The organism is Ruegeria sp. F5 (assembly GCF_056533845.1).
This window is the reverse complement of sequence record NZ_JBQFOU010000004.1, coordinates 113,456-130,522: the sequence shown is the minus strand read 5'-3', so window position 1 is coordinate 130,522 and position 17,067 is coordinate 113,456. Positions and strand designations below refer to the sequence as shown.

Genomic DNA, 17,067 nt, shown 5'->3' with positions numbered 1-17,067 from the left:
GATAGGCCTGATTTGCCTGACATCGATGTGTTGGGCCGCTGCGGCAGTCGCACAAGACAACAGGCTCAGCGCACAGGTTGCAGCGCGATGGGCCGTTGAGGCTCGCAACCCGCAGGCTTTGGCCGACAGCCTGTCTGTTTTGCTGGCAGAGGGCAGCACGCTGGATCGCGAAGATCCGTTCTCAGTTTCGCATTTCGCCGATGAACTGGCAGCCATGCCCGGTGGCCCGGACCTGCTAAAGGCCGTTCTGGCCGCAAAATCCCGCGGTCAGTTGGGCGGCGCGGCCCGGCTGGATCTGGAGCTTGCACCGGGCGAGGCGCATGAGGTGGAAGTCGTGCTTGTGGGCCGTGAACTGACATGGGTCGAAGCCCGCCTCTGGCGCGGGTCAGCGGGTGCGGACATAGACGTTGTTCTGACCGGCACAGATGGCACAGGGCTTGCCGCCGACACGCAGCCGCAAACAGGCGTCGAAGGGGTTGCCGCTTTGCTGGATGTCTGGGTCGAATCCTGCACGCGCGCCAGATTGCGGATCACCAACGCCGGGACTGCCGTTGGCCGCGTTGCCCTGTTTGTCCCCCAGACCACCCGCCCGAATTGCGAGGCACCGGGATGAGGGCGATTATCGCGCTGGTAAGCAGCGTCTGCACCACATTGCTGCTGTCAGGTCAGCCCCTGACGGCACAGTCCCGGCCCGAGACGTTGCGTGAGCAAGCCGTTCAGGCGCTGGTCGCGCAGGACTTCACGACCGCCCGGGAACTGGCTGTTCAGCTTGAGCAGATGATAGATCAAGGGCAGCGCCCCGAAGGGGCAAGCGGCGTGTCGCAATATGGACTTGTGGCCGAGATGTTGTTCCATATGGGCGATGTCGAGGGCGCTGAACGCGCCTACTCAAAAGCCGTTGAAGCGGCGCGGACCGAGGGGCTTTGGACCAGTCAGCAGGGTCTCTATGTCCGTTACGAATATGGCAGTCTGCTGTTGGTGCAGGGCCGGACTCCGGCGGCGCTGGCGGTGGGGCAGGCGCTTCTGGCTGATCTCGACCATCTCGGGCAACTGGCCGGTCCCGCCGGTCTGGATACCGCTGTTCTGGTCGGCATGGCGCAGCAGACAATGGGCGACGCCGAGCAGGCGAGCCGGACTTTCAAGGCCGCGGTTGACGCTGCGCAGGAGGGTGGCGAAAGCGGCCAGAAACTCAGGCTGGCGCTTGTGGGTCTGACGAATGCACTGACGGAACTTGGCGCGTTCGAAGCGGCGCTGGACCCGGCCCGTCGGGTTGTTGACATCGACCGGAGGCAGGGCGCGTCGGGCACCGAACAGGGGCTTTTCGCTCGCCTGCGCTATGGCATGGCGCTGGAAGGCGCGGGAGAGTTAACCGAGGGCAGATCCGTCACGCAGGCCATTTTGGACGACGCGCTGCGCAGCCTGCCGCCGGGGCACAACGTGACGCAATTTGCCCGCCACACGCTTGAAAAGATCGAGCGCGCGGAAGGGCGCAAGTTTGCGGCGCGCGCGTTGAACCGGCAGATCACAGACGCCGCCATCAACAGCGAGGACCCATCCGTCCGATTGGATGCGCTGCTGAATCTGGCTGCTCACAATCTGGCCAATGGCGCGTTGGATGGCTACGAAACATCTCTTCTGGCGGCGCTGGCGTTGATAACCGAGCATCCCCAGGCCGCGCCACCAACGCGCCGGGCCGAGATATTGTTCTCGCTGGCGGATTTTCTGGTCAATTACCGTCTGATGTTTGCCGAAGCCAAACCGCTTTATGAGCTTTCGATCGGTATCCTGACACAGGAATTGGGGCCGCATCACCGGGAAACACTGCGCGCAAAGGTGCGTAGGATTCAGGCGAAAGACAAGGAAATTCAGGTCTCGGCCTTGCCAAACGCCAGCGATCAGCCGGTGTTCTGGGACGGAACCGACGCAGGCAAAAAGCCGACAGCGGATGATCTGGATACACTGCGCCGCCTCGCCGATGAGGAAGGCAGGCATGGAACAAGGTTCGAGGCGTATGCCGCACATCTCAAATACGCGTTTTACCTGTCGGAAGCGGGGCAGTTTGACCTTGCGCTGGGCGTGATTGAAATGCAGATCGACAAGCGCCGGGCAGAGCATCCCGTGCCCGACCCGGAAATCGACTACAGGCTGGCCGATGCTCATGGGACGGCGTTGCTGAAAAGCGGGCGCCATGCCGATGCGGCTGAGGCCTTTGGCACTGGCACTGACGCCCTTTTGCTGTATCTGCGCGGTCTTCAATGGCTGGAAGGTCAGGTAAACGCGACGGCGCTGAACCTGCAGGGGCAGGTTTATGGTGAGCTTTACGCCTCGGCTGTTCTGCGCGCGGCGGAGGGCAGCCCATCTGCAGATAAAGAGCGACTGACCCAAATGGCGTTCGAGGCGATGCAACTGGCCGGGTATGGCCCGGCGTCGGTGGCGGTTGCCCGGGCAGCGATCCGTGAGGTCGCCGAGGACCCGGAGTTGGTCAAGCTGGCGGCGGACTGGCAGCAGGCGGTTCTGGACACGCCCGCCGAAGGAGAAAACGCGGATCTGGACCGCCTGCGATCCCGTATGTCCGCCGATTTTGCACAGTATTTCGAATGGCAGATTCCGGCCCCGGCGGACCTGATCGATGTGCAGGAAAACCTTCTGGACCCGGATGAGGCTCTGATCACGCTTCTGACCGCAACGACCCAAAGCGCCAGTGACGGGGCGGTCAAAGGGTTGGTGCTGGCGGTCACACAGGACCAAGCAGTGTTGGCCGAGATACCGTTGGACTGGGCGCAGGTGGTCCAGGACATAAGTGCCCTGCACCAATCGCTCGACCCGAAGGTGCCGGAGCGGATGGCGGCGCTTCGGGCACCGCTGGCCAGTGTTCAGGAGACATCTGACCCCGCACCAAGGCTAGCGGCCCCTTTCGCCTTCGATGCGGCCCAACGCCTGCACGATGCGTTCTTTGGCGAGCCGGAAATCGCGGACCTGATCATTTCCAAACCGGTCTGGACGCTTGTGCCTTATGGCGAGACGATGGGCATCCCCTTTGCCGCCCTGATTGCGGGCGAGGAACGCAGCAACGCCCCGATGCAGCGCCGCACCGCAGACGAACTGCGCCAGATACGGTGGTTGGGGCATGAACGGGCCTTGCAGGTGGTGCCCTCGGTGCATGCGCTGAAAGCGCTGCGCGCGGGCCGGATGCATACGCCCCAGGCCAGCCGATTGGCCTATGTCGGGATCGGTGCGCCCGAGTTTTCCGGCACACAATATGCCGCCTTGCCCAGCACGGATGCGGTCATGCTGCGATCCGCGTCCGAGCGGTTGAAGGCCGTCAGCGCTTTGCCGGCCTTGCCCGGCACGCGGCGTGAAATTGAAGCGTTGGCCGATGTGTTTGGCATGGACCGCAGCGAGGTCCGGTTGGGTGCCGAGGCGAACGAGCTTCAGATCAAGTCGCTCAATGACGAAGGCGTATTGGCGCAGGCCGATATTCTTCATTTCGCAACGCATGGCTTGCTGTCCGGAGCGTTCGAGGGGTTGTCGGAACCGGCCCTGGCGCTGACGCCCGATCTGGCCGCAAATGACGATCTGATGCGGGATCGCGATGGCGTTTTGACGGCGTCCGAGGCTGCTCGGCTGAACCTCAACGCCGATTGGGTCATCCTTTCGGCCTGTGACACCGCAGGCGAGGACACGCTGGGCGGTGAGGGGCTGGGCGGGCTGGTTCAGGGATTCTTCGCGGCGGGCGCTCGTAACGTGCTTGCCTCGCATTGGCGGGTTGATGATCAGGCGGCCGAGCGGCTTATCACCCGCACGGTCGGTCTGTCGCAGAATGGAACAGGCAAGGCCGAGGCGTTGCGCCGCGCCATGGTGGAATTGTCGGAAGATCAAACGCGCGATCAGTCTTTGCTGACCAATGCTCACCCGTCTGTTTGGGCTCCGTTCCTGATGATCGGTGGTGGTTGAGCTGCGCCAACAAAAAATGGCCAGCCCGAAGGCTGACCATTTTGCAACGTCTGTCGATACTGCTTAGTTCTTCGGTGCCAGAACAGGCAGCGTATTCGAGACCGGTACGACTTTCGGCAATGTATGGTTGCCGCCGCTTGCGCGCTGGCTCTGAACCTGCAGCGCGGTGCGGATGACCTGAATGCGCTCGGGCGTTGTGCTGGGCACGAAGACCGGGGTTGCGCCACGCTCCAGCGCGTCCATCGCGTTCACGTACCACGGTGTCGCCGCCGAGGCAGAGGTCTGTACACCAAATCCTTCACGCAGATGGTGACCGACCAGTTCGCCGTAAGGATCGTTCCCGGCTGCCATCATCGTCAACGCGCCGGCCAGTGCCATTTCCGCATTGTCGAGGCGATATCCGATGCCGATGCAAATCTGTCCGTAGACGCCCATCGTTGCAGCATCGCTCAGACCCAGTTGCTGGGCTGTCGACTGCACGTTCGGAATGACCTGGCCTGGAGCTGCGGTGCCAAGACCGGCAATCGTGTCGCCAAACCCTGTGGCAATCTGTTCGCACAAAGCAGTCATTTCATTTTCGGACACCGCATATTGCGACGCCACCGATCCGCCCTGCGTGATTGCAAATCCGCGCGCTTCGCAGAACTTCTCGCTCAGGGCCTGGTTCGGGTCCGTCATATTGGTCGCCTGAACGACGCCGCCCTGAATACGCGTGGTTTGATCCACCAGTTCACAGCGGGCCGCCGCAGATGCCGCAACCTGACCCAGAGGCTGCAACGGCTTCAGTTTCGGCACCGTGCCACCGGCGTTCCCGATGACCTGACCACCCTGAGGCTGTACCTGAGGTACCTGCGCCTGCGGCACCTGTGCCTGAGGCTGAATAGCCGCGTTCTGAGTGCCATTATCGGGCCAGCGGTTGATCGTGCCTTCGTTGTTGGCGCCGTAATTGGTACCCACGAGGTCGCCATAGCGCGACGCATAGTTCGGATCACGACCGATGTTCAGCAGCCCGCGCGGGCCTTCGGCGGCCATGGTGCGCGGATAGGCACCACCGGCACCGGCCTGATATTTCTGCCAGCCATCGATCAGGTTCTGACGTTCCCAATCCGACAGTTGGCCGGTCTGGGGGTAGCCCATGTAACCCTGATAATCACGGATCGCCGCGCGGCTTCGGTTGCCCATCACCCCGTCAACGGTGCCCGCATTCCAGCCGAACCCGTTCAACGCGGTCTGAATCTGTCTGTTCTGCTGACGCGCTGCGGAATTCACGGTCGAGCGGGGCTGTGACCGGGTTGTCTGCTGTCGTTGCTTCTTGCCCTTGCAATTGAGCGCGCCGGATGCACAGCCGATAATGGCCGCAGCCCCTGCGCCGATGATGACATCCGCAAGATCAGCCTGTGCGCGGCCCACTCCGGTAGTGATAAATATGGAGGCAAGAAGCGCGCCACCGATTGATTTACTAATGAACTGAAACCGCATTTCAGCTACCTCCATACCAAATACGTTGCACCGTAATATCTACGTAAACATGTGATTCAATGCATGTTACAAAAATTGTCACCGCATTGCATCCAACCATTTCTGGCGGGTTGCTGAATGTGAACCTGATGCCATGGGTGATTCTTCTGGTTAAGCCTTTGTTAAGAAATTAAAAAGTTGCCTTTTCAGACGCTCCACGCCCGACTTCCTCACGCGTCCGTGATTCGCCTTCATGTTGTAGGGGCGACATAGGCTCTCGAAATGCGTGTGCCAGTGATCGTCCTACCCGAAGTCTCAAAACGATTCGCGGGGAAGAGAGAGTCCACGAAAAGCCAACAACTTACGTTGCTTACCCCGTCCTACTGTATGGCAATCTGCATCAACTGGTCCTTTTCCATGTCCGGAGACTCGAGATACAAGGCCATGTCGTCCCAGAACCGGTTAAGCATATCCAGAAGCTGAAGCTGCTCTGCCTCTGCAAGGTCCTGCGCCAGCACCGAATAGGCGGTCACGCGCATCTCGGTTTCGACGTCCGATCCCAGCGTCTCAAGCGCAGCCCGGTAGGACAGCAGATACGTGTCCCGGCTGGCCCGCAACGCATCCAACCGGTCGAGGTTGAGGTTCAGCGTCTGCATCAACTGCGCCCGCTGATCGCCGACCGTGACCTGAACGGTGTCCAGCAGCCTGCGGCTGTCACGCTCCAGCTGCCGGATTTCCCGGCTGCCCTCGATCAGTGTTTCGACAAAGGCCGCGCCGCTCAGCAAAGTGGACTTGGCCGCCTGAGACAGGGATTCAGCCGCCTCTTCCCGCGCAATGCGGAACTCAAGCTGCAGATCCCCCAGCGCCGAGCGGCGGCGGGGGTCGACTTCGTCTTCCAGCAGCGTTTTCAGGGTGGATAGCGGGTCGGCCTCAGAATCCGTCGACCTGTCGGCCTCTTCCGTCCAGCCGGTGCGGATGGCGTTATACCGGTCTTCCGAGACCACGATTGCGCTGATCACCAGCCGGATGCCAAAATATTCCCCCGCCAGCGCTTTGCCGGTCAGGTTGCTGTACATCGGGTATTCGTTGCGCCGCGCCGTGTAAATCTGCGCGTCTTCCTGATCGACCGAGCCACCCCGGGTCACAAGCCCACCGGGCTGGCCATGGGTACGGCCGATGGCATTCAGGCGGAAGGGTTCCAGCATCAGTTCCTCGGCATTACCGTAGATATCCAGCAGCCCAAGCGGGTTCGGCGTGCGGCGGGCGCCGATGATCGACAGTTTCTTGCTGCCGCTGCCCGGCGCAAGATAGACCGCGTAATCCGTCAAAGACCCTTCGGAAAAGAAGCGCCGCGCCGCAAAGACCGAGGCATCCGCCTTGGCCCCGCCACGGGCGGCAAATTCCCATTCCGGCTCGGTTGGCAGGCGCAGGAACCCGATCCTGTCCCCTTGTTGCGGCAGGCTATCGCGCGCGTTCTGCATCAGCCACTCGGAATAGGCGCGCGAGACATCCACCGCCTGAAACCACGTCAGCCCGCCCTTGGCGCGGGCGTCGACGGGTTTGAAACCGCCCTCGCAATCGCCGGTGATGGCGCGGTATTGTCCTTCGTTCAGTTCATAGCGCGCGATGTAATAGTAGCTGACCTGGGTTTCCGGGTCGTCGAATGCGCCGCGCAGATAGGTCGGCTTCAGGTAATCCGAGAATGCGGTGTCCGCATCGGACTGGCCCATGCGAAACGGCCGGTCGGACAGTGGGCTTGCCACGTCCACCGGGACGTTTACACGCTGAAACGCCATGCCGCCGCCGCAGGGCATGGGCAGGATCAGGTCTGCCGGGCCGTGGAACTTGCTGGACGGGTCCGTCAGAAGTTCGGGCCATTGCGCGTCATTCGCCAGCGCTGGCGCGCACCAGGTCAGGAATACCCCCAGGCAGAAACGGATGGAAACGGGCAACTCGGGATCTCCTTCAACCAGCAGTCCGCATGAACCGCATTGGCCAGTTTTGCACAAATCGGATGAACTTCAACCGACAAGATCGGGGTATTTCGGCTGACTGCGCAGGCTCTTGCGGCGGGTGCGTTCTGCTTTTGCGTGCATCCGCACCGAGACTGTTTCGCGAAACGTTAATTTTTGTTATCGTTGAGAATTATTGTTCATATTTTTTGGAGCACATTATGCGAGTTTACGAAGCAGTTGTCGCTGCTCTCGAAACAATTGGCGTTGATGCAGCGTATGGCGGCGCGGGGGAGAACGCGGCCGGGATGATGCTGGCGCTGGATGCTTCCGACAAAATCCGACCCGTAATCGCGAAGAACGAACAAGGCGCGTCCTTCATGGCCTGCGGTCACGCGATGTTCACCGACAAGCTGGGTTTCTGTTTCGCAACCGCCGGGCCGGGGGCGTTCAATCTGCTCTCGGGTATGTGCGTGGCGCTGACGGACAGTTATCCGCTTTTGGCCGTCAGCGGCTATTCGACGGTCGCCTGGCAGGGGCGGGGCGGGCTGAACGAAACCTCGGGGCTGGCGCGTACGCCGGATTCGCGGATGATGTTCCGCGCCGCAACCAAGAAAGACCCGGCCACCGGTGAACCCGCCGATTTTCTGGTCACGGATCCGGACGATCTGATCGACACGCTGCAAAAAGCCATCGACATCGCGTTCGAAGGGCGGCCCGGTCCGGTGCATGTGGCAATCGCTGAAGATATCACCGACCCCAAGGTCGAAGTTACCAATTTCCGGCCCCTGCGCCTGCCACAGATGGGAGTCACCCCTGAACCCGCCGCGCTGGACAAGGCGGCAGAGGTTTTGGAACACGCGATCAAGACCGAAAAGACCACGGTTTTGCTGGCTGGATTCGGCGCAATCCGGGCCGGAGCGAACGAGATCACCGAGAAGTTCATCGAGCGGTTCCAGATCCCGCTGCTGACGACGATGGACGGCAAGGGGATCGTGGATGAGGAAAATCCTCTGGCCATCGGGCTCTATTGCGATTCCGGGCACAAGGCAGCGTGGGAGCTGTTCTCGGACGCGGATGTAGTGCTGGCGGTGGGAAACTCGTTTGCGCAGCACGCGACTTTTGATTTTCATGACGGGCTTTTCGATGGCAAGACGCTGATCCACGTGAATATCGACGCCGGCGAGTTCGACAAGTTCTACAAACCCGATCACGTGGTTCTGGGAGATGCCAGGCAGGTGATGCAGGGGCTTTATGACCGCATGGACGCGGATATCGGCCCGGTGCCCAAGCGCGACTATCGGCCCAAGGATTATGACGAACGGTTCATCATCTCGCCGCAGAAGCAACTGCATCCGGGTGAGATGGTGCAGAAGATTTCACAGATGCTGCCTCCGGGAGGGATCGTTCTGACCGACGCGGGCGCGCATGCGGCCTGGGCCGGGTATTATCTGGAACTGAAAGAGGGGCAGAATTTCCGCAAACCGGGCACCTATGGCCCGATGGGGATCGGCGTCTGCGGCGCTATCGGCGCGAAGTTTGCCGAAATGAACCGCCCGGTTGTGGCCGCTGTGGGCGACGGGTCGTATCTGATGAGCGGGTTCGAGTTGATGACCGCCGTGCAGTACAACATCCCGGTGATCTGGGTCATCTTCAACGACCGTGAATTCAAGCTGATCAAGCTGTATCAATTGTCGGCCTTCCGAAAGACCGGATTGGTCGAATTCGACAACCCCGACTACGCCGCCTACGCCCGCGCCTGCGGGGCCGAAGGCTACGCAGTGGACCGGCTGGAAGAGTTCGAAGATGCGTTCCGCGCCGCGCTGGCCAGCGGAAAACCCTGCCTGATCGACGCGCGGATCACGCGCCTGGCATTGCCCAATTACTCACCGCATCCCGAAGGCGTGCTGGCAGCGATCTGGTCAGGTGTGCGCGAACGGTTTGGATTGTAAGCAGGAGGTTCCGATGGACGGCAGCCCAAAAACACAGCCGAAATGGCGCGAGGTTTATGTGGGCGGATCGCCCGAGGCCGAGTTGAAGGAAACCAAAGAGCTTGCCCAGATGATGATGGCCGCGCAGCTCAAATCCATGGCGGCGGCCAAGGCGCGGGGTGTGGACCGGGCCTTTCACAAGAAGCCGATTGCGGCGTTCAAAGGGGCCGAGTTGCGCTTTGTCGACGACCTGCCCGAAGACCTGCAGGTCGGTTTCGCCAAGCCCGGCGCGCGCTATCCGGCGATGGTGCGGTTTTCCAGCGCCTCGTCGCAGACTCAATCCGATGAAGACAAAGACCTGCGCGGTCTGGCTGTCCGTGTGACCGAAGCCGAGGGCGTGGATCACGACCTGCTGGCCACCAACTTCGCGGTGCCCCATGCGCGCAATGCGCGGCAATTCGTGGTTTTTGCCCACGCGCTTGCAGGCGGTCGCCTGTCGAAGCTGGTGGGGTTGGTGCGGCTGTGCTTTGTGCTGGGCCTGTCGGAAACACGCCGGATGCTTGGCAATGTCCGCACTGCGCTGCGTGAATGTGAAAGCGTCGCGCTGGAAAGCTATTGGAGCCGGGGCGCGATTGCCTGGGGGTCCGAGGCGGTGCGCTATACGTTCAAACCCGCGCCCGGTAGTTCGGGTTTTCAGGGTGCGTTCACCGGGGCAGGGCGGCTATCGGCGGAATATGCCGCGCGGCAGGCCAGCGGGGACATCACCTTTGACCTGTTTGTGCAGCGTTTCTATGCGGAAGATCAGACACCCATCGAAGACGCGGCCCATGAGTGGAGCGAGATGGTCTCTCCTCCGGTCAAAGTGGCCGAACTGGTTCTGCCCCAGCGTGACCTGTCAACGCCCGAGGCGCTGGCCGAAGCGCTGGAGATCGAGCGGATGGGGTTCAACCCGTGGAACACAACTGATGAGTTCCGCCCGCTGGGCAATCTGAACCGGGCGCGCAAGGCCGCGTATGACGCCTCGGCCGCGCATCGGCAGGGCAAACGCTTCAAGGCGCCGCCGCCACCATTGCAGAACCGGATCTTCGGCACCGCCGCACGGTCGATCCTGCGGGTGGTGAACCGGCGGGTGCCGTGGCACCGGATTCCAAGCGTGCTGTTGCAGATGCTGAACCTCGATGCGTTGCGATACGATCTGCGGCAGAAGAGTCTGATCGACACCGACCCGGAAGAGCCTGTGCCAAGTGCCCGCGCGGTGCCCCCAGAACCCGGGGCCGAACACCGCGTCTATCGCACCCATGACGGCAGCTATAACGACCTGTCCGATCCGAAGATGGGCGCGGCAGGGGCCACGTTTGGCCGCAATATGCCGCCGCAAGTGCAGCCCGACGGCAGCCCCAACCCGATTGAGGTGGCGCGCAAGCTGATGGACCGGCAGGCCTTTATCCCAGCCAAGATCCTGAACATTCTGGCGGCCTCGTGGATTCAGTTTCAGGTGCATGACTGGGTGGCGCATGAGCGGCGCAAGCTGGGTGAGGACGATGATGTGGTGCCCGTTCCCGAAGGATACCCGGACTGGAAGAACCGCCCGGACGGTGATCCGGAACGCGAGATGCGCATCGGTGGCAACGTCCCGAAAGAGGGGGCGGATGACCCGTACCTGTTCGCCAATGAAAACTCGCACTGGTGGGATGGCTCGCAGGTCTACGGTGTGGATGCCGAGGCCGCGCAGAAATTGCGTGTGGATGGTGTTGGCCCCAAGCTTGAACTGACGGACGAAGGCTATCTGCCAGAGAATGTCAAAGGGTTCGAACTTACCGGTTTCAACGAAAGCTGGTGGCTGGGCCTGTCGACCCTGCACACGCTTTTTGCACGCGAACACAATGTGTTGTGCGATGAATTGAAAGCGGCCTATCCGACGATGGGTGACGAGCGTCGCTATCAAACCGCGCGACTGATCGTCTCGGCGCTGATCGCCAAGATACATACGGTGGAATGGACCCCGGCGGTTCTGGGCACCGAGGCGCTGGACATCGGCATGAAGACCAACTGGTACGGCCCGCCGAAATCCTGGCTGACGCGTCTGGGCATCTGGCTGACCGATACCCATGCGCTGAAAGGCATCCCCGAGACCGAGCCGGATCACCACACTGCGCGCTATTCCCTGACCGAGGAATTCGCCACCGTTTACCGGATGCATCCGCTGATCCCGGACGACTACATCTTCTACGATTTTGAAACCGGTCAGGAAAAAGCGCGGCGCAACTTCCTTGAAATCCAGGGAGAGGATACGGACGAGCAGCTGCGCGATCTGGGCCTGCGGGATTGCCTCTACTCGCAAGGCATTGCCCATCCCGGCGCGATCACCTTGCACAACTTTCCGAAAACCCTGCAAAACATGGAACGCGAAGGGGAAATCATCGATCTGTCGGTGGTCGATATCGTGCGCACCCGCGCCCGCCGGGTTCCCCGGTACAACGAATTCCGCAAGGGGCTGCATATGCCGCCCGTGACCGAGTGGGACGACCTGACCGCAAGCCCCGAAACCAACCGCATCCTTAAAGAGCTGTATGGCGACATCGACAAGGTCGATACGGTGATCGGTCTGTTGGGGGAAACGCCCCCGGACGGGTTTGGGTTCTCGGATACGGCGTTTCGGGTGTTCATCCTGATGGCCTCGCGCCGGTTACAGTCGGACCGGTTCCTGACCACCGATTTCCGGCCCGAGATCTACACCCCGCTGGGCATGGACTGGATCGCGCAGAACGGGATGAAATCGGTACTGCTGCGGCACTTCCCGGAATTCGCACCGGTGCTGCCAAAGAACGCCACGGCCTTCGCGCCGTGGTCTGCCGTGTAGGAGGGCCGAGCGATGGCAAAGAACTCTTTTTCAAAGGGTCTGGAATCCTTTGTGTTCGCCAAGACAGCCGAAACCCTGTGGAGCCGGCGCACCAAGCGGGTCAGCCGGGGGTCGAACGTGGTGGCGGGTTCGCTGAGTTGGGAATCCAAGAACGAACGCTCGCCGCTGTCGCCGCTGCAAGAGGCGATCCTGATTGCCGCGACGGGTGCCTCGGGCATGACAATGCCGGACCGGCCGTTTTTCGACGATGAAAGCGGCGATCCGATCATGTCCAAACCCAATCTGGTGATGGAGGGGCGCACGGCAGGCAGCCCCGACAACGCACAGGGCACGCATTTCTTCATGATCAATGACAGCGGCACCTATTTCCTGCGCCGCCTTGATCCATTGGAAGGCGGGACCAACACCTGGACGCCCGAGGTGCTGATCGACCGGGCCGAGCAGGCCAAGGTGCAAATTCTTGACCGCCGTATCGATGTTCCGGGCGACATGCGCGATTTCCCGGCCTATCTGGATTCGAACCGGTTCCTGTCGAACACACCGGGTTCGACTATTTTCTTCCCGGTGGTGGACCTTTCGCACCAGTATATCAACGCGTTGATGTACCTGCTGACGCAGCCGGAAAACGCCCGGCCGGTGATTGTGGATGACCGCAATTTCTATCAGCCCGCAGGCGTCAAGAAGTGGATCGAGAAAGGGTTCCTGAACCCCGACATCAAAATCCCGCTGGGCGTGCTGGGCCAGATGCGCACCCAGATCGAAGCCGACCTGCTGATCCAGAACCTGTTTCTGGTGACCGAAGCACTGGGGTTGGGCGGCTGGATTCACGCGGCAATCTCTCCGCCGGTGCTGATGGGTGATCCCAAATTCAGCGACCGCTATGGCACGATGCTGGGCTTTGACTATGTAACGCCGAAATGGCGGGTGATGGACCTGCTGCGCTGGCACACATTGCCGATTGCGGCGATGAAACACGTCCGCGCGCACGCCGTTGGGCTGCGTCATCATGGCGAGCACCTCATCAAGGGCAAATGCCCGCCGTACTATCCCACCATGTCAGATGCGGTGGACGCGGTGATCGCGGGCAAGTTCGGGCCGGACGGCATCTACAAGAACGAGGCGCTGTTCGAGCGCATCTACAAGGGCGAATTCGGCGACAAATATCTGGAAGAGGCCGGGGAATACGAGCAGGACGTGATCGACTGCGCCCGTGACATCTGCACTTATATCCACAAAACCCACGGCCGCTTCCCCGCCCATTGCGAGGCCATCCATGCGCCCGGCATCTGGTTGCAGACCCATCGTGTCGAAAACGAGTATTACGACACCTATTTCGACAATGGCCTGACTGCCGCGCAACGCGCACATGACGACAACTGGGGGGTGTAACCTCAGAAACCGGCCAGCTTCAGTCCTTCGAGGAAGTGCTGTGTATCGGCTTGCAGCCGGTCGGGCTGAATGTCGGCCCAGCGGGACAGAGAGAAATTCGGATGCACGGCGCGGTGCTTGTCGGCAACCAGCCGCGCCATTTCCAACTCGCCCAGTTGCGCGTAACTGGCGGCAAGCATGCGCTGACCCTCGGTGGGGTTGTGCATTTTGTTCACGGTTTCAATGACATCCCCGTAGCGCTTCAAGTTGAAATACGCGCCGCCCAGATGCCACAGATACTGATCGGGGAAATACGGGTTCAGCCGCATCGCCTGCTTCAGGTGTGAGATCGCGCCCTCATTGTCGCCGGAATGCGCCAGTGCATCGGCGAAGTCCGAATGCAAGTCCGCGTCGTTCGGGTTCAGCGCCAAAGCCCGCTTATAGGACTGAATCGCCGAGTCATGTTCCTTGCGGTAAAGCTGCACAAAGCCCAGCTCACCAAATCCGCGCGCGTCGGTCGGGTCCAGATCAATGGCACGCTGAGCATAGGACAGCGCCTGATCCAGCGCGTTTTCAGCGCCATTGTCCCAGGAATAGCGCCAGTTGATGTTCAGCGTCCGCGAAAGGGCTGCCGAGGCGCGGGCATAGCCATCGTCGCGTTCAAGGGCAAACTCATAGCAGCTCTGCGCCCTTTGATTGTCGTTGCGGGTGTATTTGAAGATATAGTGCTGGCCCTTCAGAACCGCGCCGTAAGCCTCGAGGTCCGAGGGCGTGGCCTGTGCCATCCGCTGCTTTTCCTGCGACTCGATCATCACGGCGGCGGCAGCGACGATACACTCCGTCACCTCGTCCAGTATGTCGAAAACGTCATCGATCTTGCGATCAAAGCGCTCGGCCCAGATGGTGCGTTCCGAGTTCACGTCGATCAGTTCGGCGGTGATCCGGATACGGCTTTGCGACCGGCGGATTTTGCCCCGGGCGATGTAGCGGACGTTCAGCCTGCGGGCGGCCTCTTTCGGAGGCATCGTCTCGGCCTTGAAGAAGAAGGATGAGTTTCGGGCGATGACGAACAGATTTCGGAACTTCGACAAGTTCATGATGATGTCGTCGGTCAGCCCCTCGGCGATCCAGTTGTCTTCGGGGTCGCCGCTGGCGCTGGAAAACGGCAGGACCGCGACCGAGGGCATATCGGGCCGCTGCATGTTGCCCTCATGCAACTCGGGGCGCAGGGTTGCCGCCATCGTTGCGCCTTCGACCTCGCTGCGGACGCAATAGGTCGCCACCGGGGCCAGGATGTTCTTGAGGTGTTTCGGCCCAAGGAATTCATAGCCATAGCGCAGACGATTGCGGATCTGGTCGTACACGACGGCACTGATAAAGACGCGCTCGGGCTCGGCAATCTCTTGCAGGCGAGCGGCGATGTTTACGTTGTCGCCGTGAACGCCCCGTTCGTCGATCAGAACCTCGCCCATATGGACACCGGCGCGGAACTTGATCCGGTGGTCCTTATCGCGCTTCTGATTGTGCTCGGCAGCAATGCGGTGCAACTCGACGCTGAACTCGACCGCGCTGGTTGCGGTGTCGAACAGGGCCAGAATGCCGTCGCCCCGAACCTCGACGATGTTGCCCTGATACTGGGTGCAGGTGTCTTCAAGCCTGGACAGCAGGGATTTTAGCGCGCTGTACGTATCAAGCTCGTTCTCGTTCATCAGACGCGAATACCCGACAACATCCGCAAACAGCACCGCGCCGAGCTTCTGCTTGATTTGTGTGTCTGGCCTGGTGTTTGTCACTAACGGTACTCGGTCGAGATTTTAGCAAGAGTTCAGGTAGTACGGTGCCCCGATATCATCCTGGGCGGTCAGAGGAAGCCCCTGTGCTTTACTTCCCGGCCCGTCTGTGATGGCGCAGGAAAGTACCAAAACTGGGACCGACCACAGTTTCCTGCCATCGATCCGCCCATTCCGGTTTAAGGAATCCCCACCTGAGCATGTCATGAAACGGACCGCCTGCAAACCATGCTTTTCGAGGCGTGGCCAGAATGCCACTGCGTGTTTGCAACCGATTGGCGGGCGTATTAGAAACCTGATTCCGTGACAGATACGGCCTCTGATGCTAAGATTCAGTAAACAGGGCAACGAAAAGTCTGCTCATATTTCGGGCAGACGTGCAGCTTTGTAAGGATTCATAGGTTCAAGATTTTTCGCCATTAAAGATTTCGACAGGAGTTTGCGATGGACCAAACTGCAGAAAACACCCCGGCCCAGCTGATTGATGCCCGGCCAGAACTGCGGGTGTCCGAAAGCTCGGCGTGGCTTCAGGCCTATGAACAGCGGCAGCGTTTTATCGCCGCTATCGAGGCAGAACTTGCACGGCACAATGTCAAGGCGCTGGTGACAAAGTCGATCAATGGCGTTTACCCGCCCTGGCTCAAGGTCGAGGCATGGCTGCCGGACAATTCGGCCCGCCCCGAAGGCAGCGACCCGCGCGTGCGGTGCGAGATGCAGATCATCATCGACACCCGCCCGTATCACGAACACGATGTGGTCACCACGGCGCGGGCCGATGATGGCCGCAAGAAGATCGCCGTTTTCGATCGTTTGCATTTCGGCGAAAAGCAAGCGGCCGAATGGGTCGCCTACACTATCCAGAAAGGGCCGAAGCCAAGCGATTATACGCCCTGGCAGGACAGGCTCGAATCCCTTTTCCTGGCCTTCATTCCTTTTGCCAGAACCCGGCATTCCAATCGCATTCGCGATATCTATCGCAATAAACTGCGGTTCTCGGGGCCTGGATTTCTGCTGATTGCCGGGGCTCTGATCGCCTTTGTCGGATCGGCCAGCGCTATCGCCGTGGTAATCGGGCTGCTGGTGATCGCCGCCGCTTTGGTGATCCTCGCCCGGCGGCAGAAAAAGGTTTCGGTCATCAACACGCCCGATACGTCGCCCCGGGCGCTTTTGTCGGTGGATTCCTGGCAAACGGTTGTACCGCAACTGGGTGAGCGGCTGGCGGATATGAAGGGGCGCATCCTCAAGGCGCTGGGGGACCATGCCGAAGACGGGCTTATGGTCGAGGAAGAAACCTATGGTTTCAGAACGCCCCGCGGCTTTGAAGAGCGTGACCGTATCGTCGTCACCAAGGGGCAGGGTGTGGCGCAGATCCACATCTATCAGTTCGGCAAAGATATCTATGTCGGCTGGGAAAGCTTCGTGAACTGGGCGAAATGGGGAGAGACCAAGGCGATTTCCGCCCTGTCCGACATGACCTCGATTGTCGAGTTCCGGGCCGTGCAGGAAGAGCTGTACATCCCGAACCAGTTCGACCTGATCGACCTGAACAGCCTGTCCGAAGTTGTGCATCGGGACACCTCGGAAGTGGTCAAGGCGATGATGAAAGAGTTCAAGATCGATCAGGAGATCGACTTTCAGATCATCCGGGGCGATCGCGATAGTGCGCTGGACAAAGACCGCTTTGACAAGAGGAAGAAAAGCGAACGCAGCACCAAAACGCGGCGCTGGTCGATCCGCTAAACTGTTGGGTGCGT

At 60.7% G+C, this 17,067-nt stretch carries 9 protein-coding genes; 6 read left to right on the top strand and 3 right to left on the bottom strand.

The features are described from left to right. Positions 1-25 precede the first annotated feature (25 nt). Positions 26-613 carry a hypothetical protein gene (locus ACR0K1_RS07835; RefSeq protein ID WP_480849704.1) on the top strand — a complete coding sequence of 196 codons (588 nt, stop codon included), beginning with the start codon at positions 26-28 and terminating at the stop codon, positions 611-613. Then, a complete protein-coding gene (locus ACR0K1_RS07830) occupies positions 610-3,954 on the top strand; it encodes a CHAT domain-containing protein (protein ID WP_480849702.1) in 3,345 nt (1,114 codons plus the stop codon). Before ACR0K1_RS07835 ends, ACR0K1_RS07830 begins: the two co-directional genes overlap by 4 nt. Positions 3,955-4,017: 63 nt before the next feature. Here ACR0K1_RS07830 and ACR0K1_RS07825 read toward each other — a convergent pair whose 3' ends face one another. Together ACR0K1_RS07825 and ACR0K1_RS07820 are read right to left on the bottom strand one after the other, a co-directional pair. After that, positions 4,018-5,364 carry a peptidoglycan-binding domain-containing protein gene (locus ACR0K1_RS07825; RefSeq protein ID WP_480849699.1) on the bottom strand — a complete coding sequence of 449 codons (1,347 nt, stop codon included), beginning with the start codon at positions 5,362-5,364 and terminating at the stop codon, positions 4,018-4,020. Positions 5,365-5,792: 428 nt separating this feature from the next. After that, the gene (locus ACR0K1_RS07820) at positions 5,793-7,364 is read right to left on the bottom strand and encodes a formylglycine-generating enzyme family protein (RefSeq protein ID WP_480849697.1); all 1,572 of its coding nucleotides are present in this window, start codon (positions 7,362-7,364) and stop codon (positions 5,793-5,795) included. Between the two features lie 221 nt (positions 7,365-7,585). On the opposite strand from ACR0K1_RS07820, the gene ACR0K1_RS07815 reads away from it, so the two are divergent. Genes ACR0K1_RS07815 through ACR0K1_RS07805 form a run of 3 tightly spaced genes read left to right on the top strand, consistent with a single transcriptional unit; the run spans position 7,586 to position 13,544 of the window. Further along, positions 7,586-9,316 (top strand): thiamine pyrophosphate-binding protein, encoded by a 1,731-nt coding sequence (locus tag ACR0K1_RS07815; RefSeq protein ID WP_480849695.1) that lies wholly within the window; start codon positions 7,586-7,588, stop codon positions 9,314-9,316. A gap of 13 nt (positions 9,317-9,329) precedes the next feature. Continuing rightward, positions 9,330-12,155 (top strand): peroxidase family protein, encoded by a 2,826-nt coding sequence (locus tag ACR0K1_RS07810; RefSeq protein WP_480849693.1) that lies wholly within the window; start codon positions 9,330-9,332, stop codon positions 12,153-12,155. 12 nt (positions 12,156-12,167) lie between these two features. Further along, complete coding sequence (locus tag ACR0K1_RS07805) at positions 12,168-13,544, top strand: hypothetical protein (protein WP_480849691.1); 1,377 nt, start codon at positions 12,168-12,170, stop codon at positions 13,542-13,544. A gap of 2 nt (positions 13,545-13,546) precedes the next feature. Here ACR0K1_RS07805 and ACR0K1_RS07800 read toward each other — a convergent pair whose 3' ends face one another. After that, positions 13,547-15,316 carry an adenylate/guanylate cyclase domain-containing protein gene (locus tag ACR0K1_RS07800; protein ID WP_480849689.1) on the bottom strand — a complete coding sequence of 590 codons (1,770 nt, stop codon included), beginning with the start codon at positions 15,314-15,316 and terminating at the stop codon, positions 13,547-13,549. 441 nt (positions 15,317-15,757) lie between these two features. Between ACR0K1_RS07800 and ACR0K1_RS07795 the strand changes: the two genes are divergently transcribed. Continuing rightward, the gene (locus ACR0K1_RS07795) at positions 15,758-17,053 is read left to right on the top strand and encodes a hypothetical protein (RefSeq protein ID WP_480849687.1); all 1,296 of its coding nucleotides are present in this window, start codon (positions 15,758-15,760) and stop codon (positions 17,051-17,053) included. Positions 17,054-17,067 lie beyond the last annotated feature (14 nt).

Coding starts and splice junctions, on each gene's coding strand:
- ACR0K1_RS07810 (WP_480849693.1), top strand. CDS start 9,330: ATGGACGGCAGCCCAAAAACACAGCCGAAATGGCGCGAGGTTTATGTG.
- ACR0K1_RS07795 (WP_480849687.1), top strand. CDS start 15,758: ATGGACCAAACTGCAGAAAACACCCCGGCCCAGCTGATTGATGCCCGG.
- ACR0K1_RS07805 (WP_480849691.1), top strand. CDS start 12,168: ATGGCAAAGAACTCTTTTTCAAAGGGTCTGGAATCCTTTGTGTTCGCC.
- ACR0K1_RS07830 (WP_480849702.1), top strand. CDS start 610: ATGAGGGCGATTATCGCGCTGGTAAGCAGCGTCTGCACCACATTGCTG.
- ACR0K1_RS07835 (WP_480849704.1), top strand. CDS start 26: ATGTGTTGGGCCGCTGCGGCAGTCGCACAAGACAACAGGCTCAGCGCA.
- ACR0K1_RS07815 (WP_480849695.1), top strand. CDS start 7,586: ATGCGAGTTTACGAAGCAGTTGTCGCTGCTCTCGAAACAATTGGCGTT.